General features: G+C 57.0%; 13 protein-coding genes. 9 read left to right on the top strand and 4 right to left on the bottom strand.

All coding sequences use genetic code 11. The features are described 5' to 3' along the window. Window positions 1-66 precede the first annotated feature (66 nt). Entirely contained in the window at window positions 67-621 is a 555-nt protein-coding gene (locus tag RAM15_RS02010) for a hypothetical protein (RefSeq protein WP_306221843.1), read from the bottom strand. Between the two features lie 341 nt (window positions 622-962). Here RAM15_RS02010 and RAM15_RS02005 point away from each other — a divergent pair, with 341 nt between their 5' ends. Further along, complete coding sequence (locus RAM15_RS02005; RefSeq protein WP_306221842.1) at window positions 963-1130, top strand: hypothetical protein; 168 nt, start codon at window positions 963-965, stop codon at window positions 1128-1130. Between the two features lie 58 nt (window positions 1131-1188). Here RAM15_RS02005 and RAM15_RS02000 read toward each other — a convergent pair whose 3' ends face one another. From RAM15_RS02000 to RAM15_RS01990, 3 genes are all read right to left on the bottom strand, one after another. Then, window positions 1189-1398, bottom strand: a complete 210-nt coding sequence (locus RAM15_RS02000; protein WP_306221840.1) for a hypothetical protein — start codon at window positions 1396-1398, stop codon at window positions 1189-1191. A 415-nt stretch (window positions 1399-1813) separates the two neighbouring features. Continuing rightward, window positions 1814-2536 carry a hypothetical protein gene (locus RAM15_RS01995; RefSeq protein WP_306221839.1) on the bottom strand — a complete coding sequence of 241 codons (723 nt, stop codon included), beginning with the start codon at window positions 2534-2536 and terminating at the stop codon, window positions 1814-1816. A gap of 886 nt (window positions 2537-3422) precedes the next feature. Beyond that, window positions 3423-3665 (bottom strand): hypothetical protein, encoded by a 243-nt coding sequence (locus RAM15_RS01990; protein ID WP_372338667.1) that lies wholly within the window; start codon window positions 3663-3665, stop codon window positions 3423-3425. A 324-nt stretch (window positions 3666-3989) separates the two neighbouring features. Between RAM15_RS01990 and RAM15_RS01985 the strand changes: the two genes are divergently transcribed. The 8 genes from RAM15_RS01985 to RAM15_RS01950 all read left to right on the top strand — a co-directional run bounded on the left by RAM15_RS01985 (window position 3990) and on the right by RAM15_RS01950 (window position 23201). Continuing rightward, window positions 3990-7868: an RCC1 domain-containing protein gene (locus tag RAM15_RS01985; protein WP_306222224.1), complete on the top strand. Its 3879-nt coding sequence runs from the start codon at window positions 3990-3992 to the stop codon at window positions 7866-7868. A 590-nt stretch (window positions 7869-8458) separates the two neighbouring features. Continuing rightward, window positions 8459-9340, top strand: a complete 882-nt coding sequence (locus tag RAM15_RS01980; protein WP_306221838.1) for an ABC transporter ATP-binding protein — start codon at window positions 8459-8461, stop codon at window positions 9338-9340. 5 nt (window positions 9341-9345) lie between these two features. After that, complete coding sequence (locus RAM15_RS01975) at window positions 9346-10113, top strand: ABC transporter permease (RefSeq protein ID WP_306221837.1); 768 nt, start codon at window positions 9346-9348, stop codon at window positions 10111-10113. 7 nt (window positions 10114-10120) lie between these two features. Next, on the top strand, window positions 10121-10786 hold the full coding sequence (locus RAM15_RS01970) for a TetR/AcrR family transcriptional regulator (protein ID WP_306221836.1): 666 nt from the start codon (window positions 10121-10123) through the stop codon (window positions 10784-10786). A gap of 464 nt (window positions 10787-11250) precedes the next feature. Further along, window positions 11251-14829 carry an RCC1 domain-containing protein gene (locus RAM15_RS01965; protein ID WP_306222223.1) on the top strand — a complete coding sequence of 1193 codons (3579 nt, stop codon included), beginning with the start codon at window positions 11251-11253 and terminating at the stop codon, window positions 14827-14829. Window positions 14830-15173: 344 nt separating this feature from the next. Further along, window positions 15174-19064, top strand: a complete 3891-nt coding sequence (locus tag RAM15_RS01960; protein ID WP_306221835.1) for an RCC1 domain-containing protein — start codon at window positions 15174-15176, stop codon at window positions 19062-19064. Window positions 19065-19555: 491 nt separating this feature from the next. Continuing rightward, window positions 19556-21817 (top strand): RCC1 domain-containing protein, encoded by a 2262-nt coding sequence (locus RAM15_RS01955; RefSeq protein ID WP_306221834.1) that lies wholly within the window; start codon window positions 19556-19558, stop codon window positions 21815-21817. Beyond that, the gene (locus RAM15_RS01950; protein WP_306222222.1) at window positions 21786-23201 is read left to right on the top strand and encodes an RCC1 domain-containing protein; all 1416 of its coding nucleotides are present in this window, start codon (window positions 21786-21788) and stop codon (window positions 23199-23201) included. The genes RAM15_RS01955 and RAM15_RS01950 overlap by 32 nt, the downstream gene beginning before the upstream one ends. Window positions 23202-23278: the final 77 nt, after the last annotated feature.

The raw sequence follows: 23278 nt of genomic DNA, 5'->3' as shown, positions 1-23278 counted from the left end.
GACGGACAGATCAACCATCCAGCATCCATCATATGATCGGCAGGAATGCGCCAAAATCTACCGGTTTTAATCCAATTTAGCGATCTTGCGCAACTCGTTAGGTATGGTGATAACCAGATCATCAGGGATCAGATAGTGGTCGGAGTCCGGCCCTTCGCGCACGTCGACGCCGTGGTGAATGAGCACCTTGTAGCGGGGACAATCAGAGCCGCGGACAATGTCCCAGTCTGGCTCCTCGAGGGGAACTAGATAGCCACCGTAGTCAGGATTCCTCCAGTTGGAAGTAAGTACAATAGCCCCTTCCAGAGGAGTCGCCTTACCTTTAGTAGCCAGAGCTCGCCCGACGGCGATCGCCGCCTGCCCTTTTCTGCCCAGCGCCTTGGCGACCGCAGAGTATGTAGTCAGTTGTGGAGGCTTTTGGCAAGCTAGCGCTTTCACTACCAGCGATACGTTTTTCCAGGACAGATCCATATCCTTAACAACTCGTTCCACCTCAGCTTTTGACAGACCAGCGGCTTCGGCAATACTCTCGATGGTCACCCGCTCCTCATACGCCCGCTTCATAGCCTCATCAAGATTTCCCCTCGACTCTTCCACCGATTTGATAACTGTTTTTTTCATTTTTATCGCCTCCAGCACTTATTATATTAGTTGTTTTATCCAGTGTCAAAAACTTATTTTGCTCTGGTTCTGCCTCTGTCGGTTGGCCGCAACGCAGACAGAAGAGAGCAATTATCCCCTCTACAATCCTCGTAACGCAACGATTGGGACCTCACCAGGACCCGTTGAAACAAGTTTGGGCTCATCCAGGTCAAAGAAAGCAGGGATCTGCCGAGCAGCCATCTAACAGCGCTGATTTAGGACGAGGCAAAGATCATAGAACTGGAAAGGATCCGGAGCTGATCTGAAAGAAAGACGAAGCTCCCTGGGAGCAGTTCCCCGAAAACGGCGACCTTGTCTGGATGCCGGAGCAAGATTCTCAGTCGGACGTTGATCCGCGGCAGGATACCGGCACGGACGACGATCAGAATCCGCTCGCCATGGCCGAGATCGACAACGACTGGGGTCCGACCAGGACGACAAGGACCAGCCTGGATTCCTCAAGAGCACACCCGCGCCCGCCAAGCTAGGCAGCCGTCAACCTCCCCACCTCCATGAATCACAAGAACAGCACCCGCGCATGTAAAGTCACACCACTGCCCCAACTTTAGCCACGACGAAGATCTGCTGGTCGATCACCTGCTCGTCCCCATTGGCGGCATTGACGCCGGAAATGACCCGATCGGTCATCTTCTGCCCGCGCGGGAGCTCTTTGGACGATGTCTCGGTGCTGACTGTGGGCTGGAAGTCTCTGTGCATCTCGAACTGGATGTTTGCATCAACCAGATCTGTATCCATGCTGTTGAACACCATTTGACCCGGGACATTATTGCATTATTGAGAGCTCCTTTGGGAAAGTGATATCTTATGCTGAAATTGCTCATACCGTTGGCTATTACTATCCAGCCAAGATGCTGGTAACCCCTGGTTTCGCTCCCTTATGTATTGGTTGTGATTCAAGTTCTCAGCAATAAAATGTACCCCGGCAACGTACTGACCTACCGATATCATCGCTGCCATCAGGAAAAGACCATAGTCCTTGAGCTGAGTCTCGAAACCTTCGTAGGCGAAAAGTATCTAAGACAAGTCACATCGTTAAGAGCGTCAAGGCTTCTAGTCATTCTCTGCTCTAGAATTCCAGACAAACCATCAGTCTGTGCAGCAGCATTCTGACCAACCTTAAGTCAAGGATGAACTCGCGTTGTCTCAAAGGTTAACGAATAGAGAGCAGGTTAATTTGTTTCTGCTTGAATTTATCATCTTTAAAGGATAGGCGCTGTTTGATGATCTGTAGTAGAAAGCCGACAACAAGCAAAGAAATGAGGACAGAGCAAATATTTGAACTATAAACGCCTGCTTCCCCCCTATCCTCGAACAATATCCAGAAGACCATTAAGAGTATTACACCCAAAAGGGGGTAAACAGCAGTCTGAATCCACCACCTATCCCATGACCGCCCAACTCGACCATGAACGACATCATAAAGACAGCAAAACAAGGCGACCACTTCGACCAACTCCATTAACGTAAAACACATACAAGGCGCCAGAAGATTCAGCAAAGCTGCAGATTCCTTTTGATGATTCAATTTTACTAGCTTGTCAGTAAATAGATTAACAAAATCAATCCCAGAAATTGTAAGGCAAAACGCATAGAGGCTGTGGGCAGCAAAAGACAAATCGACAGTCAGATCCATAGGCGTTATGAGGGTTAGAAAAAGACAAACCAGAAGAACTAGCGGTAAAAGATAGGTTATTGCGATCATGAGACGGTAGCTCAGCTGCGAGACCAGGCTAGCTTGCAAGATAAACATAAATATAATCAAAATACCTGCTAGAACGGCGATCACAATGTCGTTGATAAAGCTTATCGCCTCTGCTTTTTCCGAACGACTCTTCCCCTTCAATTTCACGCTATCCCTGAATCGATCAAGCACTCGTCCTTGTACGCTCGGTACGATCGTCCTGCGTGCTCCCCATTTTCGTGCAGCCCTTCTTCGAGCTTTTCTGCTCCGTACTATCTTTCTATCCATACACTTACTGTACGTTGATCAATTATTTGGAAATAGACAAAACATATTAACGGACAGATATTGTTCTCAAGAGTCAGATCTTGCGCAAAATGGTGATTCAAAGTCCACCGGACTCGGCGAATCGGCAGGCACGGACACAGCTAAAACGCGGACACACATTGAACGCCACCGCGCGCGCAATCAATCTTTTATCCACTTCAACCAGGACAGCGTCGAGGGTACCAAGCAAACAACGCCCCAGAACTTTTCAAGAGGATGCATCAGCAAAAACAGCGTGTGAGAAGTTGACTATCGTAACAAATCAGGCATCAAAAGGATGAGGGATACATCAGTGTCTGAAGAGGAGTGGAAGCCCTCCGCCAGTCAACTAGTTCCCAGCAGCCATTATCAGCGTAGAAGGCTTACAATCTGGGCCTGTGTTGACAACTAGTACAGGCAAATTTGGAATCGGGAATGCAGCGAACAGCCTTATGTCCGCCCAAGCGATATTCGAAATGACACCTGTAGTTCTCACTAGTATCAAGTTCGGCGGCATATCTGGTACCGGCCTTTACCGAAACACCGACGGTACCCGGGGCATCACCGACCCGCCTCGCAACGCAGGATCTGTCGGCATGACCATCGACTGAACCTTAGACCGAGCCTTACAGACGACCGCACTAATGGGATACATCTACGAAGGTATCTTGGTATAGGCATCTCCTTCAACTTCTCACGACGGAATCGGCGCTGTCGGAAAAGAAGCAGATTAATACCGGTTTCTCAAGTGAAGGGCTTCAATTCGATGCAGCTACTCGGCATAAACGGAAATGCGTTCACCTACATGTTTGCCTGACTCGGCCTCATCCACCACAGCAATTGCATAATCGGCATAGCTGGCGTAACTCTCCCCCTTGGCATTTGTCGTCAATTCTTCGCCTGCACCCGTATGAACCGGTACGTTTTCCATCGGCTTGGAAATCAGCGGCAGGGCTGATGTAGGTCCATTTAACATCGGAACGGTTGTGTAGGCCTTCAAGCGCCTTGCAATCATGCTCCAGCCCAATTAGCCTTATGCCTAGGAGGGCAACGGGCCATACGGACAGCATCGGAATCCTTCTTCAGCTCCTTTTTGGGCTTCTCTCCGTGACTGTTGCAACAGCCCGCGGCTACATCAAGTAAGCGGTCCGACCAATAGGATGGATCCATAATCGCCAACAACTTGAAATCACGTATTCATTTACACATAAGAGGCAAAAATACAGTCATACACTGTATGACTGGCGACATTTTTCCATATTTCATTTTCACTTTGCCTTCACATATATGGTAAATTTATATAAGTAGCCAAGGTTGTCTTCGGCGCGTGACTCGCCGAATGTTGGGGATTCATGACAACGCGGCTGCGATTCCTGGGGAAGGGGATCCATTTATGCCTCGTCAGCACTCGAATATAGAGGCTCGACCGGCCTTGTTGATCAGCATCCTGCTGGCCATCATCTTGCCCGCAAGTCTCCTAGTCTGCACCTATGCCACGGCAGACAACACCGCAAACGAGTCCAGCGCAACCCACACGGTAGCACCGACCACACAAGCAAATAGCGGGGAGGAGGCGGATCGTGAAGCTCAACAACAATCCAGTAACTCTCCCGATATCACCACCCAGCCAACAGCCACCCAGCCAACAGATACAGCAACAACTCCTACTTCGCCATTCCCCCTCGCTACATCTTCCCCGCTGAATCCCACACAGCCGACCCCCTCCATCGCTCCCTCGCTAGACAAAGACAACGCCAAGCTACAGGCACGCGCCTCCACACCGCACACCGTAACCTTCAGCAGTCCCCAAGGCACCGACACGACACAAACAGTAATGGACGGAGAGCGTGCGAAGCGCCCAGCGGATCCAACCCGAGACGGTTACTTCTTCAACGGCTGGTTCATCGGCTCAACACCAGTCGCCTACGATTTCAGCCAGCCCGTCACCGGAGATCTGAAACTCACCGCCCATTGGACCAATAATTGGAGCATGAGCCCTGTTCAGGGGCCGGTAGCCGGTGGCACGAAAGTCACCCTAACCCCTCCCGGACCGGGAGTACGCTTCAGCCAGATCAGCGCCGGCAGAGGACACAACGTTGCAGTCGCCTCAGACGGCAACATCTACAGCTGGGGACGCAATGAGCATGGCCAGCTAGGCGATGGGACCACCACTGAACGTCACGAGCCGACTAAAGTGAAAAAACCACAGGGCGTATCTCAGGATTTCAGCTGGGTCCAAGCCTCAGCCGGATACATGTTCTCCGTGGCCCTAGGATCAAATGGTCAAATTTACTGTTGGGGCGACAACACCTATGGCCAGTTGGGGAACAACACTACAACCGAGCATCACACCCCCGAACCTGTTAACACGCCCCCGAATGTCCCATCTGGGTTCATATGGAAGCAGGCAGCAGCAGGTAGCCTGCATACTCTTGGCCTAGGATCTGACGGCAATCTCTACAGCTGGGGTAGCAATATACATGGATTCCTGGGAGACGGCACCACCACCGAACGGCATACCCCCGTCCAAGTGAAGTTACCAAAAGGAGTGCCTTCCGGATTCACATGGCAGCAAATGAACGGCTGGGGATGGCATTCTCTGGCATTGGGATCGGATAACTTGCTCTACAGCTGGGGCACAAATACCCGCGGTGAAGTGGGTACCGGATCAATATCTAGCGACATACTCACCGCTGTCCGAATTGCCACACCGCAAGGGGTTCCCTCCAATTTCACCTGGAGACAATTCCAAATGGGGGACTACTCTTCTATAGCCATCGGATCTGATGGCAACGCATATGGATGGGGAGCTGGCCCCAACGGATGTCTTGGCGATGGGCTTGCTAAAGATTCATACGGTCCAACTCGGACAACCAAACCCTACGGGGTATCTCCACAATTCTCTTGGAAACAGGTAAGTAACCGATCCCAAACATCACTAGGCATAGGAAATGACGGGAACCTGTACTCTTGGGGTGGCAATGAAAACGGCCAGCTAGGCGACGGTACCACTGAGCAACGAAACACTCCTGTCCGGGTTTCTGCGCCGCAAAACGCACCAACCGGATTGACCTGGATTCAGGCTAGCTCGGGATGGGACAACACCTCCTTCGGCTTGGCTTCAGATGGGAACCTCTACTCATGGGGCAGCAACGACGATGGCCAATTGGGTGACAACACTACCACAGAGCGGTATATCCCCGTGCGGGTAAACATACCTGGGACTACCAAAATCACTGCTGTCAGCTTCGGCGGGTCAGCAGGCACAAACATAGCCAAGAACGCGGACGGCACGTGGAGTGTCAACACGCCCGCGCATGCGCGAGGAAAAGTCGACACGGCAGTCACATGGACTTTGAACGGCCAACAGCCGGACGCTCACTTCCCCTACAGGTACCTGGACTCCTACACAGTCACCTTTACTAGTGCGGACACCTCCTGCCCTGCACCCTCCGGGATGCCTCAAAACCAGACCCTCGCCGAGAACAAACAGGCCAAACGTCCCTCCCCCGACCCGAAAGCAAACGGCTGCCTATTCGACGGATGGTTCATCAAAGACACCAACAACGACTCCAAGATCGCCTACGACTTCAGCCAGACCGTCACCGGCAACATCACCCTGGCTGCCCACTGGACCAAGATGGACACGCACTGGGCCCTGAACCCCGAAAAAGGCAATGTGCTCGGCGGACAACATGTGACCATCACCCCGCCCACAATCAACCGAGGCATCCGCTTCAACCAGGTCAGCGCCGGAGGCTACCAGACCGCGAGCGTCGACAGTTTCTCCATAGGAGTCGCCAGCGACGGAAACGCCTATGCATGGGGAAGCAACAAGTACGGGCAGCTGGCTCAGAAACCGGCCGATGCCAGCATGCAGAAGGCCCCTGTCAGAGTCCCCCTGCCCGACGGCGTGGATTCCAGCTTTACCTACATGCAGGTTGCAGCTGGCGACTCGCATGTTCTGGCCATCGGATCCAATGGCATCCTCTACAGCTGGGGACACAACGATCATGGTCAGCTTGGTGACGGCACCACCACGGATCGGTACCAGCCTCAGCCCGTCAAGGACACCAGCGGCCAGCCATTCAAAGCCGTACAGGTCAGCGCCGGCGTCGCCGACTCGGCCGCCATCGACTCTGAAAGCCGCGTCTACACCTGGGGCAGCGAAAGCACAGGCAAGGGGCAGACGCCTGCATACAGCACAACCAGGAAGAACCCGGCACCAGCCGCCGACCCGGACAATCCGGGACAGAGCTTGCGTGCGGTCCAGGTCAGCCTCAACTGGAGCTTCGTCATGGCCCTAGACGCCGACGGCAACGTGTACACATGGGGGTACAACACTAATGGCCAGCTCGGCAACAACACCAGTAACAGCACCAATTACGCAGCCAATCCGGCCCGACTGCCCAACCAGTCCTTCCAGGCCACCCAAATCAGCGCAGGAAGCTGGAACGCCCTGGCCATCGATTCGAACGGGAACACCTGGACCTGGGGATACAACGGGTACGGCCAGCTGGGTGACGGCAGCACCAGTGATAAATACAAGCCTCAAACCGTGCAGAACCCCACTAATACCAGCCAAAGTCTTAAAGCCACTCAGATCAGCGCGGGCGTGAATCACTCCCTTGCGGTCGGCCAGGACGGCAATCTCTGGGCATGGGGATTAAACAGCAACGGACAGCTGGGCATCGGCAACACCGTCAATCAGACAAAGCCCGCTCTCATCAAGGACCCTGCCAATAAGGCCCAAGCATTCAAGGCCGTTCGAAGCAGCGCGGGGCAACTCCATTCACTGGCCATCAGGCAGGATGGCAACCTCTGGGCCTGGGGTGACAACCAGTACGGACAGCTGGGCAACAATCAAACGGCAGTCAAAAGCACGGCCCCCATGGCGGTTGCTTTCGATCCGACGCCTTTGGTTCTCACTGGCGTCAAGTTCGGCGGCATCCCCGGGACCAGCCTGTACAGGAACAACGACGGCACCTGGAGTATCACCAACCCACCCCACGACGCAGGACACGTCGATGTGGCCGTCGACTGGACCATCGACCAAGTCGCGCAGACGACCGCACACCTGGGCTACACCTATGAAGGCATCCTGCCCATGGCCGGCAGCACCGGCCTGCTTGTCCTGCTCGCCACAGGACTGCTCGCCGCTGCAGGCGCCACAGCAGCAGCCTCCCACCAGCGGGAAACCAGCAGCCGCCGCCACTGAGCTCTTTGCATGAGTAAGCGGGGTGGCCCCGCAAACCCCCAAGATTGCGGAGCCACCCCATTTCTTCAATCTCCTTCAATCTCCTGCTTTGCTCCCCAACTGGAGCTTCCTCTTAAGCAGGGCCAACATTTTTCTGTCATAAGCCAGCTACTGTATACGCCAGCTATTGCCACGCCCATAGGGACCCTGAAGACTGGCGCCTGCGGAATCACTAAGCCAGGGCTACGGCCAACCAAGGCATAGCGGCATAGACAGCATCCTGCCCCGCTCGGACTTGAACAATCCCCCGGGTCTTCTTCGTTGAAGAGTAATTATCGGATTCCCAACACTGCTGAGGTAAGCATAGTACTTCCAAGACGATGCAAGGCGTATATCCCGACCTCGCCACGTCAGAATATCCGAGAGCCGGCGCAGTCCACAGAATCATGGTGAGACTGAGTAGTTAACAATGTTATTATAGTTAACATTGTTAATCAGCAACATTCGTCAGGAGGTATACCTTGCAACCTGCAAGAAACAACTCAGGGGAATATGCCCTGTCCTGTCGCCAGGTGCGCAAATCATTCGGGAGCAGGCAGGTGCTTAAGGGTGTGGATCTTGAAGTCAGGTGCGGAAGCATCCTGGGCCTGCTGGGCAGGAACGGGGCAGGCAAGTCAACCCTGATCTCGGCCTTGACCGGGCTGGGCGAGCCGGACTCAGGCCACATCACAGTCGAGGGGCACAACCCTTATCGAACCCCTTCGCGCATCTTCGGCCGGGTCATCGGACTTGCTCCCCAGGACCTGGGCATCTATCCCCATCTCAGCGTCCGAGACAACCTGCGCGGCATGGCTGGCCTGCAGGGACTGAGCACCAAGCAGGGCAGCAAAAGGGCCGACGAACTGGTAGAGCTCATGGGATTGGGATCCCAGTCAGGAACAGCAGCCGAGAATCTATCGGGAGGGCAAAAGCGCCGCCTGCATACCGCCATGGCCATGGTCCACAATCCCCCGGTGCTCTTCTTGGACGAGCCGACAGTCGGAGCGGACGTGGAGGCGCGCGCCAGAATACTGGACATGGTCAAAGCCATGAGCCGGCAGGGCACCACCATCATCTACACCACCCACTACCTGAAGGAGCTGGAAGAGATGGGCGCGGACCTGGCCTTCCTGATCGACGGGCGGATCCAGGTCCAGGGCTCCCTGCAGGAGGTACTCCATAAATATGCCCGGGCTTCCCTGCGCGTCTCATTCGTCAATCAGATCCCAGGCCAGGTCCCGGGATGGCGGACGGCAGACGGCTTCCTGGAGCCCGATCACCCGGTGTCCAGTCCAGAGCAGGAGTTGGCCCGCCTCTTGCAGGAGCCGGTCATGAAAAGTGCCCGTCTGGCATCAATCACCATCGTCCAGCCTGACATCGAGTCGGCCTACATGACCGTCATGGGCACATCTTCAAGCGACCCTGCCGGGTCACGAGCATGGGAAGACAGGTGAACGCCGTGCATTTCAACGGATACTTGGCGACATTCCGCCTCAATTTCAAAATCGAGCTGCGAAGCATCTGGCTGCAGGCGGTCATCGTGGCCATTCCACTGATCATCATCCCCTTCATGCTGCCCTCCTACCGGGACTCGCTGAGAGCCCAGGGGCATCTGGGCGCCAACGGATCCGAGCAGGCGCTTCCTGGGTTCGCCATCCTTTTCGCCATGTTTTCCTTGCAGCTGGTCCTCCAACTCTTCTTCCAGGAGCACGAATGGCATACCTGGGACAGAATGCGGGTGTCGGCGGTCTCCCTCTTCGACCTGGTCATGGCCAAACTGAGCGTGTCCTTCATGGTGCAGGTGGTCCAGGTCGCTGTCGTCATGCTCATCGGGACGGCGCTCTACCACTATCGGCCCAATGGATCAGTCCTGGCCCTGGCCGCGGTCTGCCTGGTCATTTCGGTTGTGCTGACCCTCTTCGGCCTGCTGCTCTACATCTTCTCGTCCTCGCAAAACATGGCCATGTCCTTCAACAACATTCTTGGCATGCTCCTGGCTGGCATGGGCGGCGCGCTCAGCCCTGTCTCCGGGTTCCCGGAATGGGCACAGAAGCTGGCCAAGGGCAGCCCCGTCTACTGGGCCATGGATGCCATAGGAAAAATCAATTTCGACCATGCCGGAATGGCGGATGTATGGCCTGACCTGCGTATCCTGCTGGCCTTCCTGCTCGCCCTGGCTCTCCTGGCAACGGTACTATTCAAGAGAGGAGTACAGCGGAAGGAGTGAGGAAAGCATGGCTGACCCACCCAAGGCACCCGTCAAGACGACGCTCAACCGCGACTACGTTCTGCGTTCCGCCCTCTATTTCGTCGACGAGCACGGACTGGAGGCCCTGAACATCCGCGCCTTGGGCAAGCAAATGGGGGTGTCGGGGCCGGCCATCTACCGCCATGTGCCCAGCAAGGCCGCCCTGCTTGATGGGATCGTCGAGCTCATCTGGCAGTCAGCCACCGACCTGAACTCCATACCACAGGGCATGGGATGGCGGCAAGCGCTTGAAGATGTCATGCTCCAGGTTCACCGGACGCTGCTTTCGCATCCCCGGGCGCTCCCGCTCATGGCCACGCATCCCATCAACACCGACCAATCCTTCCACATGGTCAGCACCTGGCTGAACCAGCTGACCGCCCACGGACTCAAGGTCGATTCCGACACCATCCACCTGCTCAACAGCCTTGCAGGACTGACCCTGGGCAGTGCCATCGCCCAGGCCTCTCCCCCGGTCGGCGGTGCGGGTGGCCAGACCAATACGGAACTGGCCAAAAGACTGGCTGAAGATACCCAAGGATTCGATGATCTGAAGACACTCTTCGCTTCTACGGATGACGGAATAGGCACCCTTATGGAGACCAGCTACCGCAAGGGCCTGCACGCCCTGATCGCCGGTTGGCCTGCCTGATCAGTGGCCAATGGATCATTCCTAGTCATGCACCCATCAACGTTGAAGTCCGACTCAGAATTGCTTACCCGACATTCCACCTGAGAGAACCTTATCGGCACGTAGTATAGTTGAAAGATGCAAGGCTTCCTGCTTGTACCCTCGCACAGAGGGATGGGGATATACGCAACGTCAGAGAAGCCTCCAAGGGTATTTCAACCGGTAGGGGCCGGTGGGTCAGCCTTTGGGGAAGGGGATCATGCTTAATAGGTGTCAGCATCAGCACATGTCGATCAGACCGGCCGCGGCCGTCAGTCTTCTGCTATCTTTCATCCTGCCTCTAGGACTCCTTGCCGGCACAAGCGCCGATGCCAGCACCACCGCCAGCGAGCCTGCTGCGTCCGGCGCGAGCGCGCCAGCCATAGCAGGAGGCGCCGGGGGGGGGGGGTCGTCAGACCCCTCGCGTAGCTAAGCAAAATTCCGGCATTTTCCCCAGCAAGGCAACGCCAACAGCCACATCAGAAACACCCCAATCACCACTGGCAACCCCATCGCCTTTAAACACATCATCGCCCCTAGAACCAATTCAACCGACTGCATCCGCCGCGCCAAGCACGAATACCGAAAATCCCCAGACCCGCTCAGCCGCCCAGTACACCATCAAGTTCTCTGATACAGAGGGCGGAACCACCACGCCTGATCAAACCGTCAATGAAGGCGCCCAAGCGCTGAGGCCTGCCGACCCAGCCCGACCCAACTATTCGTTTGATGGCTGGTTCATCAGCGGCACATTGACCGCTTACGACTTCAGCCAGCCTGTCACCAGCGACATGACTCTGGAAGCCCGTTGGACCAAAAACGGTGATGTCTGGGACCTCTCACCTACTCAAGGACCCACAGCTGGCAACACTTTAATCACCCTGACTGCACCTCCGGCTCGAACCATCCGCTTCAGCCAGTTCAGCGCAGGATACCAATATTCAGTGGCAGTGGGATCAGACGGCAGCATCTACCACTGGGGAGAAATGTATGGCTCCGACTACAACTGGCAACCAAGTAGGGAAGACACCCCAGCCGGACTTCGCTTCATCCAGGTCAGCGCAGGTTACGATCACTCCCTAGCCCTTGATTCAGAAGGGAACCTGTACAGCTGGGGCAGCAGCAGTTATGGTCAGCTTGGGCGTAACACCAACACCACACCAGCCGATACTCCTGGAAAAGTGGACGCCCCTGCAGGAATTCGTTTCACCCAGGTCAGCGCAGGAAAGTACCACTCAGAAGCACTAGCCTCGGACGGCAGCATCTACAGCTGGGGGTACAACAGCGACGGCGAACTGGGACGCGGGACTACCACCACGCCGACTACCAGGCCAGGCAAAGTGGACACCCCGACAGGAATCCGTTTCACCCAGATCACCTCTGGATATGACTACTGCATGGCTTTCGACACTGATGGAAACTTATACAGCTGGGGAGGCAATGGCCATGGTCAGCTGGGCCGCGACGCCAGCACTACACCGACCGGCAGTCCAGGGAAAGTGGATACGCCTGCTGCCGGAGTCCGCTACACACAAGTAATCGCCAAAGGCATGCACTGCCTGGCCTTGGATTCGAATGGGGTGCTCTACAGCTGGGGATACAACAATTTCAGCCAGCTGGGACGATACACCGGCAGCACAAGGATCAACCCACGAGGCAAGGTCAACGTACCTACAAAGACACACATAATCCAGATCAGCGCGGGAGACTGGAATGGCTTCGCCTTGGACGACAAAGGGATCCTATATACGTGGGGAAACAACAGCCATGCACAACTAGCAAGGCCATATTGGAATGCGACAGATCCCCAACCAACTAAAATCGACCCGCCAGCGAAGAACGTCAACTACACCCAGGTTATCGGAGGTGGCGATCATGCTGTGGCAATCGGCTCCGACGGCAACCTCTACAGCTGGGGACGCAACTCCAATGGCCAACTGGGACGAGACACTAAGAAACGGGATTCTTATCAGCCAGGTACGATTCCCCTGACCAACCATGCCGCAATCACCAGCGTCAAATTCGGCGGGACACCAGGCACAGGGCTAGCTGCCAACGCGGACGGCACCTGGAGCGTCACCACTCCGCCGCACAGCAAGGGATGGGTGAATGTCACCATCACTTGGAGCATGAACGGACCTCAGCCGGACGCATATCTGTCCTACACTTACACCGGGCCCAAATACAACGTCGGATTCACATCCACGGACGCTGCCTGTCCGATGCCTTCAGACATGCCAGCGGACCAGTCCATCACAGAGGGCGGACAGGTAAAGCGTCCCTATCCAGAACCAAAAGTAGACGGTTGTCTGTTTGATGGCTGGTTCCTCAAGGATGCCGAAGGTAATTCCAATGTGGCTTATGATTTCAGCCAGCCGGTCACCGCAGACATCACGCTGGTCGCGCACTGGAGCCCAGCCAATACCGGCGACTGGGCGATCAACCCGGTCAAGGGCAGCTCGATGGGCGGCCAGCAGGCAACCATCACGCCGCCCAAGATAAGCCGAGGCATCCGCTTCAACCAGGTCAGCGCCGGCGGCTACCAGGCCGGTGACTTCCACGGATTCTCCGTGGGCGTGGCCAGCGACGGGAACGCCTACGCCTGGGGCAGCAACCAGCACGGCCAGCTTGGCCAAGGCACCGCCAACAGCACCACGCAGAAAACGCCGGTCAAGGTTCCCTTGCCCGACGGCGTGGCCGCCGGCTTTACCTACACGCAGGTTGCAGCTGGCGGCTACCACGTGCTGGCTGTCGGCAGCGACGGCATCGTCTACAGCTGGGGGGCCAACGACCACGGGCAGCTGGGCGACGGCACCACCGCCAGCCATTCCAAGCCGCAGCCCATATCTGACCCATCTGACAAAAGCCAGCCATTCCAAGCCGTCCAGGTGAGCGCAGGAGCCTACGACTCGGCCGCCATCGACCAGCAGGGCCGCGTCTACACCTGGGGCAGCGAAAACAACAACTACACCGCATACAGCACGTCTAAACTGGCGCCGACACTAGCGAAGGACCCCAACGGCTCAAGCCAAGGACTGCACGCTGCCCAGGTCAGCCTCGGCTGGAGCTTCATCATGGCCATGGACACGGACGGCAGCCTATACACCTGGGGATACGACAACTACGGGCAGCTCGGAAACGGCGCGGCCACAGGAGAATACAGCACCACATACGCCGCCGACCCGGCACCCGTGCCTGACCCTGGGAACGCCAGCAGGACTTTCAAAGCCTCGCAAATCAGCGCAGGAGCCAACCACGCCCTGGCCATCAACCAGTATGGCGCTACCTGGGCATGGGGATACAACGACCACGGGCAGCTGGGCGACGGGACGACAACCAGCCGGCCCTCCCCCAGGCAGGTGCCAAGCCCCACAAACTCCAGCCAAGGATTGCAGGCAGCATGGATCAGCGCCGGCGTGCACCACTCCCTGGCCATCGACCAGAACGGCGCATCCTGGGCATGGGGATGGAACACCGACGGCCAGCTCGGCACCAACACCACCAACGACCAGCTAACACCTACGCGCATATCACCGCCCGCCGGCCAAGGCAAGGCCGGCAGCGGGCTCTCAGCAGCACGCGCCAGCGCAGGACGAAACCACTCCCTGGCCATCGGTCAGGATGGCAACGCCTACGCCTGGGGCGACAACACATACAGCCAACTCGGCGACGGGAGCACAACACAGAGCAGCTCTCCGGCTCTGGTGGCCTTCAACCCGGTCCTGCTGATCACCGGCGTCAGCTTCGACCAGACGGGCGTGGACACCCTGCAACAGAACTCTGACAGATCCGTCACCCTGACCACCCCCGCCCACAATCCAGGACAGGCTGATGTCATCGTCGACTGGACCCTGGGCGGGGTCGTCCAGCCCCAGGCGCATCTGGCCTATACCTACGAAGGCATGCTCCCCCACACCGGTAGCAATGGAACCATGATCCTCCTGCTTGCCACCGGGCTGCTCGCCGCGGCCGGCGCCATCGCGGCCGGACGCCACCGGCGGGAGGCACGCAGCCTGCAAGCCTGAAGACTTCACACGAGTAAGCAGCCAGACCATACCCCAAGGTGGCCCGGCCAAACAGGGTGGCCCCGCGCTCCCCCAACACAACGGAGCCACCCATTTCTCTTTTGCTTCCGCTCGGCCGGAAGAATCAATAAGCCAGACAGAAGAACCAGATAGAACAAAACTCCTCAGGCAGCACAAGATCAATCTCCCTGAACTTGCTAGAACCTCGATAGAGCTTTGAATAGACATGTCCACCAGAGTGATAAAGTTGTTGCAGATGAAACCGGGATTGTGCCCGGCGCGCGGCGGGGAATCCGGACTGGGGAGTTCCGGACATGTAGCCACAGTTCCTGGGGAAGGGGATCATGCTTATCATGCGTCAGCATCAGCACACGTCTATCGGACCGGCTATGGCCATCAGCACACTGCTGGCTGTCATCCTGCCTCTAGGCCTGCTTGTCGGATCCAGCGCCGATGCCAGCACTGAGGTCAGCGAGCCTGCTGTGTCCGGCGCGAGCGCGCCTGCCACAGCAGGAGGCACCGGGGGGGGGGGTCGTCAGACCCCTCGCGTAGCTAAGCAAAATTCCGGTATTTCCCCCAGTAAGGCAACGCCTTCAACCACACCCCTCTCTACGCCATCACCCCTAGCTACATCCTCCCCGCTCAACACAACGCAGCTGCCGTCACCCACCATCCCAGGGCCCAATAAAAGAATCGCTGCCGATGAACATGTAAACGGCCGATCACAGCCACGCTCATCCGCTCAACATACCGTCACCTTCAACGACCCTGAACAGCAAACCAGCACAGAACAAAAAATCACGGACGGAAACCGTGTAAGCCGACCCGTCAATCCCTCAAGAATCGGCTATATATTCGTCGGATGGCTCATAGGTGACACACCCGTGGCCTATGATTTCAGTCAGCCGGTCACCAGCGACATCACCCTAACAGCCCACTGGACAAAAGGCTCCAGTACCTGGAGCATTGATCCCGTCCATGGGCCAGCGAGCGGCAACACCAAAGTCACTCTTACCCCACCCGTCATACCCAATATTCGGTTCAGTCAGATCAGCGCAGGAAATAACTTTGCTGTGGCATTGGGATCAGACGGCAACATCTACAGCTGGGGTTCCAACCAGAAAGGCCAGCTTGGTCGAACAGCCAGCAGCAGCCTATACGATCCCAACCCCACACCCGGTAAGGTCGACAGACCCGCAAACGTACCATCCGACTTCACCTGGGTTCAGGTCAGCGCAGGAAACACTTTTGCCCTGGCTCTCGGTTCTGACGGCATTCTCTATAGTTGGGGAGACAACGACTTTTATGAGCTTGGACGCGATGGTGTTTACAATCTCTTCGGCGGTGACCAGACACCAAGACCTGTAGACAAGCAGGACACCATCAAATTCACCCGCATCAAGGCAGCGGCAAACCACGCCATGGCTTTTGATTCCCTTGGAAATCTCTACAGCTGGGGATGGAACGAGTATGGACAACTGGGTCATGATGGGGGAACTCAGCAAGTCAAAGAACCGGCTAAGGTCGACAAACCCGCGAATGCATCATCCAACTTCTCCTGGATTCAGGCAAACGGAGGGTTCTACGATACGATTGCGATCGGTTCAGACGGCAACCTCTACAGTTGGGGGAACAACGACTTTGACCAACTAGGCCGCGACACCACTGATACAAGGAAGAATCCCATCCCCGGCAAGATTGACAAGCCTGCAGGTGTCCCCAGCGACTTCACATGGCTCCAGACTGGATCAGCCCATTATAATTCCATGGCTTTGGGCTCGGATGGAAATATCTATACCTGGGGTTCGGATCTTCAAGAAGTCATGCTGGGACGCGACCTGAGCCTCAATGCAGCCAACCGTCCGGCAGCTGTCTATAAACCGGCAAACGTCAATTACATTGACTGCATGACGACTGACTACCACTCCATGGGGCTCGGCTCAGACGGCAACCTTTACAGCTGGGGAACGGGAGGCGACGGCGAGCTCGGGCACGCTACCCCGGTAAGCGGCCCGGGAATTGTGGCCAAGCCAGACAGTGACAAGGATGACTTCACCTGGAAGCAGGCCAGCATAAACAACGGCTATACCATGGGACTGGGCTCAGATGGCTACCTGTATACCTGGGGCTTCAACTATTACGGCGAACTAGGGCACGGCGCCGCCGGCGATAAAGAACGCGGAGTGGTGTCGACGCTCGGCACACCCGACCTCACTGGCATTAAGTTCGACGGAACCACTATTAAAGACCTGTCAAAGAACACGAATGGCAACACCTGGAGCGCCACTGCCCCGCCACATGCAAAGGGGAAGGCGGATGTGACCGTCCAATGGACCATAAATGGGGCGTCGCAGCCGGATGTGCATTTGACCTATCGATATGATGGACCAAAATACACCGTCTCCTTCAGCAACAAAGACAAGTCCTGTCCGGCCTCTTCCGACATGCCCCAAAACCAGTCCGTCACTGAGGGCGGGCAGGCCGTGCGCCCATACCCCGATCCGAAAGCGGACGGCTGCCTGTTTGATGGTTGGTTCATCAAGGATGCCAATGGCGATTCCAAGGTCGCCTATGACTTCAGCCAGCCTGTCACTGGAGATGTCGCACTAATCGCGCATTGGAGTCAAACCAATAGCGGCGGGTGGTCGATCAACCCGATCAAGGGCAGCTCGATGGGCGGCCAGCAGGTAACCATCACGCCGCCCAAAACCAGCCGGGGCATCCGCTTCAACCAAGTCAGTGCAGGTGGCTACCAGATGAGTGACGCCAAAGGCTTCTCCGTAGGAGTGGCCAGTGATGGGAACGCCTATGCCTGGGGCAGCAACCAGCATGGTCAACTCGGCATTGGCAACACAGCCAAGCAGAACAAGCCGGTCAAGATCCCCCTGCCGGACGGCGTGGACTCCACCTTCACCTACACACAGATCGTAGCGGGCGGCTTCCACGTGCTTGCCATAGGCTCCGACCAAATCGTCTACAGCTGGGGCGCCAACGACCACGGCCAACTGGGCGACAACACAACCGTCGACCATTCCACGCCACAATCCGTGCCGGACCCGTCCGACACAAGCCGGCCTTTCAAGGCCGTCCAAGTGAGCGCCGGTGCCTACGACTCGGCCGCCATCGACCTAAATGGGAACGTCTACACCTGGGGCAGCGAAGGCAACAGCCGCGACGGTAACTTCAATCCCAGCTTCACCCAGCCACAGAAGACACCTGCCCCAGCAGCCGCCCCTGACGGCTCCGGCCAAAGACTGCAGGCGGTGCAGGTCAGCCTCGGATGGAGCTTCATCTTGGCTCTGGACGCGGACGGCAACGCATACGCTTGGGGATACAACAACTACGGTCAACTCGGCAACAACAGCACCAGCAGCACATACACAGCCACACCAGCAAAGGTGCGCAACCCGAACAGCCCCGAGGACCCTAATAAAGGACTGCAAGCCACTCAAATCAGCGCAGGCACGGACCACGGCCTAGCCATCGACAAGAATGGGGCCGTCCTGAGCTGGGGGCACAACAATTCCGGCCAATTAGGGAACGGTTCCACCTACGACCAGCCCGTCCCCAAACCGGTGAAGAATCCCGGCAGGACAGGCAACTTCACCGCGGTAAGCATCAGCGCAGGAGTCATATACTCTCTGGCCGTCGACAGCGCAGGCAACACCTGGGGATGGGGATACAACGCCTATGGGCAAGTGGGCAACGGCGACGTCTATCCACTGCAAACGCCTACAAAAGTGCTGAGCACCGACTCTTCCGCCAACACCAGCGAATCCCTGCAGGCCACGCAAATCAGCGCAGCCCAATATCATTCCCTGGCCATCGGCCGGGATGGCAACGCTTACGCCTGGGGCGACAACACATACGGCCAACTCGGCAACGGAAGCCTGCAGCAGAGCCGTAAGCCGACCTCAGTGGCCTTCAATCAGGCACTGCTGATCACCAGTGTCAGATTCGACAAGACGGTGGTCGACTCCCTGTTGCAGAACCCTGATCAGTCCGTCTCCCTGACCACCCCTGCCCACAATCCGGGACAGGCCGATGTGATCGTGGACTGGACCCTGGGAGGGATCGTACAGCCTCAAGCGCACCTGGCCTACACCTACGAAGGCATGTTGCCGCACGCAGGCAGCAGCGGGACCTTGATTTTGCTGGCGGCTGGAATGCTCGCCGCTGCTGGCGCTGCAGCAGCGGGACGCCACCGGCGCGAATCCCGCAACCTGCGAAGCTAGAGACTTCACACGAGTAAGCAGCCGGACCATACCCCAAGATGGCCCGGCCAAACAGGGTGGCCCCGCAGTCCCCAACACAGCGGAGCCACCCACCCCTCTTCATTTCATCCCCCTCACACATCAAACCCAGCAGCAACAGAAAAAATATAGACACCCACTGTGCAGCAGCTGCTTGTCTGCAATCCCGCCAAATTCCAGTCCGGCAGTCAATGTGTGCAGAGCGTGGTAGCATGATGAAAGAGAAGTCGGGATCGCTCCCGGCGTGTAGCTCGTTTTTCTTGGGGTTTTTATTAACGGGCCGTTGATTTTGAGGAAGGGGATCGCACCCATCATGCGTCATCGTCGGAAAAAGCAGATTCGGTCATCCACTGTTGCTGGCCTTCTGCTCGCGATTATCCTGCCTGCCAGCCTTCTGACTGGCCTTGCTGCTACTGCCGAGCCAGTCACGAACGATTCTAGAGCAGCCAGCGCGAGCGCGCAGACTGCTCTAAATGGCACCGGGGGGGGGGGGTCGACCGACCGCTCGGGTAGATAAGCAAAACCCCGGCACTTCCTCCAGCACCGTAATCTCGCAGAGCCCGTCAACAAAACCCGCGACGCCTTCTTCACCTACAGCAACCCCAAACACCTCAACAACACCCTCAGCGCCCTCAGCGCCTTCCACTGCTCCGGGCACTTCAGATTCCCCGTCAAGTACTACCGCACCCCAGAATCCCACCAAGCCGAATCCCTCTTCCGACTCCTCCCCAGTTCCGACCACCACCCCGTCTGAAAATAATCCCAAGGATTCTGATAAGGTGAGCGAAAGCAGCGGAAACTCGGTCCGGCCACGCTTTGCCACAACATACACAGTAACTTTTGACAGCACAATAGGTTCGTCAACACAAAAGTTAATACTCAGCCCTGGAAGCAGGGTGACACGTCCCCCGGACCCTTACTGCAAAGGCTATTCTTTTGTTGGCTGGTTCATTGGGAATGTCGCTTATGACTTTACCCAGCCCGTCACCGGAGACCTCAAGCTGACGGCCCACTGGGTCCAGGGTCTCAATTCCTGGAGTCTTAGCCCCAATCATGGCCCTACCGCCGGCAACACGACAGCCACCCTGACCCCGCCGGCCATAGGAGATATTCGTTTCAGCCAGTTCAGCGCAGGAAAAGACTTTTCACTAGCCCTCGACTCACTCGGAGTGCTATATAGCTGGGGAAACAACAGCAAGGGGCAGCTGGGACGCACCCCCACTGACAGCGAACCCGCCGATCGGCCAGGACGAGTAGATGTGCCAAACGGCACCCGCTTCCTCCAGATCAGCGCAGGAGACGATTACGCTGTGGCCATCGACATCAATCACAATTTATACAGCTGGGGGAACAATGAAAAAGGCCAGGCGGGGCAAGGCATCTCCTTCTCACCAAGTCTCCCACCAAATCAGGTGATCCCATCTGTAAATGCCACCCAAAGTTTTGTTCAAGTCAGCACAGGACCAAACTATGTGCTGGCCGCATGCTCGGATGGAACTGTGTACAGCTGGGGAGACAACAGCAGCGGCCAGCTGGGACGCGAAGTCGGCAACACCACGACCCACTATGGACCCGGGAACCCGAACCCGGTGCCGCTTCCAAAAGGCGTAAAGATCACCCAGGTAACCGCAGGCGGCAAGGCCTCCCTTGCACTCGCATCCGACGGCAGCGTCTACAGCTGGGGAGACAACAGTAGCGGCCAGCTGGGACGTACACCCAGCGCCAGTGAACCGGCCGATCGGGCATACAGGATGACTACGGCGGACGGCATGAGCTTCAGCCAGATCAGCGCGGGATACCGCCACATGCTGGCCGTTGATTCAAATGGCAATACATACAGCTGGGGGTACGGCGGCACCAGCCAGCCCAGCAAGGTAGCCCTGCCTGACGGCATCAGGACAAGGCTGATCAGCGCCGGACACGACTACTCGCTGGTAACCGCCTCCGACGGCAACATCTATAGCTGGGGAGACAACAGCAGCAGCCAGCTGGGACAGGATACGGGTGGTGAAACCACAAACCAGCCGGGCAAAGCGGTCACGCCCGACGGCGTCACCTATACCCAGGCCATTGCAGGGTACAGGCACGTCCTGGCCATGGGCTCGGACGGCTACCTCTACGGCTGGGGTGACAATAGCAGCAGCCAACTGGGCACTGGTGCCTCCAGCAGTGCGCCAGTTACCACCCCAAACAAGGCAGACTTTCCACAAGCATTCAAATTCATCAGCGCCAAGCTGGATGGAACACCGATTTCCGACTTGATCAAGAACCAGAACGGCACCTGGAACTTCCGCACCCCTGCACACAAAAAAGGCCAGGTGGACGTGACGGTCGCCTGGACCAGAAACGGCCATCAGCCCGATGCACACCTGCTCTACCAGTACGACGGTTCCACGTACACGGTCACCTTCGACAGCGCAGGCGGCACACCAACACCAGAGGCCCAGCAGGTCATGGATGGCGATCAGGCTGCTCGCCCGGACAAGGATCCAGCCAAGAACGGCTATCTGTTCGACGGCTGGTTCCTCAAAGACTCCAAGGGCGACTCCAATATAGCCTACGACTTCAACCAGCCCGTCACCGGGGACATCACCTTGGCCGCCCACTTCAGTCCTGTCTCGCACTGGACCATCGACAAGAAGGAAGCGACCGCAAACCGGCGGCCAGAGCGTCAAACTTACCCCGCCGCAAGGCACACGCGGAATCCGCTTCTCTTGGGTCCAATCGGGAGATGATTTTTCCCTGGCTCTCGGTTCAGACGGCAACCTTTACAGCTGGGGACTCAATTATGATTACCAGCTTGGACACACCACCTCAGGTAAGCCTGTCGTGGTGGAAACCCCCGCCGGAGTCCGCTATACCCAGGCCGCTGCAGGACAAACCTTCGCCCTGGCCCTTGGCTCAGACGGCTATGTATACACCTGGGGAAACAACACTTATGATCAGCTGGGGCGATCCACCTTTGGCAACAATTACAATGCCCCCGACAAAGTCGCACCGCCTGCGGGCATCCACTACACTCGAGTCTACGCGGGCGATCGCTTCGCCTTGGCATCAGGCTCAGACGGCAACCTCTACGCCTGGGGAGACAATTCGGCCGGCGCACTAGGGCAAGGCAGGATAGGAGCCACGAGCAGAAATCCTCTTAGAGTAGCTGCACCCGAAGGCATCACATTCACCCAGGTTTTCACAGGGCCATCCAGCAGGCATGTCCTCGCTCTGGGCTCAGACGGCAACCTCTACAGCTGGGGATACGATGATTCGTTCCAACTGGGCCGCCAACGTAATGCGCTAACTGCGTTAGGCGACCCTCTGCCAGGCAAAGTGAAGGCCCCAACCGGCATCACTTTTACGCAAGCCAGCACTGGCCTGAACTTCTCGCTGGCTCTGGGCTCCGACAACAATCTATACAGCTGGGGGAACGGTTTAAAAAGTCAGTTGGGGAACTCGCAAATGATATCTATGTACCCTTCCAATGTCATCATGCCTTCAGGCGTTAACTTCACCCGGTTTGTGGCGGGAAGGTACTTTGCCATCGCTGCAGGATCGGACGGCAACCTCTACAGCTGGGGATACAACGATTATGGACAACTTGGACGTGACATCAGTAGCACATCCGACTACTTGCCCACCAAATTGGAGGCTCCAGCCGGCATCACCCTCATCCAGCCTCAGGCAGGAGACAATCACTCCTCAGCCATAGGATCAGACGGCAACACCTACAGCTGGGGAAAGAGCGCCGACGGTGTACTGGGACGCGACGTCAGCGGCAACCAGGATTCGCATCCAGGCAAGGTCATCTTCCCTGGAGTCGGCATTCCCAAACTCGTTCAGTTCGGCAATACGAGCGGAATTTATCCGACCGACAACAATGACGGTACCTGGAAGGTGACCACACCGCCTTACACTCCAGGGCCGGTTACGGTAACCATCAACTGGACGCTGAACGGGGTTAAGCAACTTCCTGACACCAGCAACACCTACCTGTATACCTCCATCAGCGTCCTGCCCCGGGCCGGCGGCGCCGGCATATTCCTGCCCCTCGCCGTTGGTCTGCTCATCATCATGGCAACCATGGCAGCGCGACGCCTGAGAAAGGCCAGAAGCCAGAAGCAGTAGACTTCGCACGAGTAAGCAGGCCCGGATTACGTCTATCCCCAAATCATGACGATCCGGACCTACAAGGGTGGCCCCGC

It is taken from the genome of Bifidobacterium asteroides (assembly GCF_030758775.1).
Classification (GTDB): domain Bacteria; phylum Actinomycetota; class Actinomycetes; order Actinomycetales; family Bifidobacteriaceae; genus Bombiscardovia; species Bombiscardovia kimbladii.
The sequence above is the reverse complement of the archived record's forward strand: the minus strand, read 5'-3'. Positions and strand labels throughout refer to the sequence as shown.

Bases quoted from the DNA above. Each gene is read 5' to 3' on its own strand.
- RAM15_RS02010 (WP_306221843.1), bottom strand. From the start codon at position 621: ATGAAAAAAACAGTTATCAAATCGGTGGAAGAGTCGAGGGGAAATCTT.
- RAM15_RS02005 (WP_306221842.1), top strand. From the start codon at position 963: ATGCCGGAGCAAGATTCTCAGTCGGACGTTGATCCGCGGCAGGATACC.
- RAM15_RS02000 (WP_306221840.1), bottom strand. From the start codon at position 1,398: ATGGATACAGATCTGGTTGATGCAAACATCCAGTTCGAGATGCACAGA.
- RAM15_RS01990 (WP_372338667.1), bottom strand. From the start codon at position 3,665: ATGATTGCAAGGCGCTTGAAGGCCTACACAACCGTTCCGATGTTAAAT.
- RAM15_RS01985 (WP_306222224.1), top strand. From the start codon at position 3,990: ATGTTGGGGATTCATGACAACGCGGCTGCGATTCCTGGGGAAGGGGAT.
- RAM15_RS01970 (WP_306221836.1), top strand. From the start codon at position 10,121: ATGGCTGACCCACCCAAGGCACCCGTCAAGACGACGCTCAACCGCGAC.
- RAM15_RS01960 (WP_306221835.1), top strand. From the start codon at position 15,174: ATGCTTATCATGCGTCAGCATCAGCACACGTCTATCGGACCGGCTATG.
- RAM15_RS01955 (WP_306221834.1), top strand. From the start codon at position 19,556: ATGGCACCGGGGGGGGGGGGTCGACCGACCGCTCGGGTAGATAAGCAA.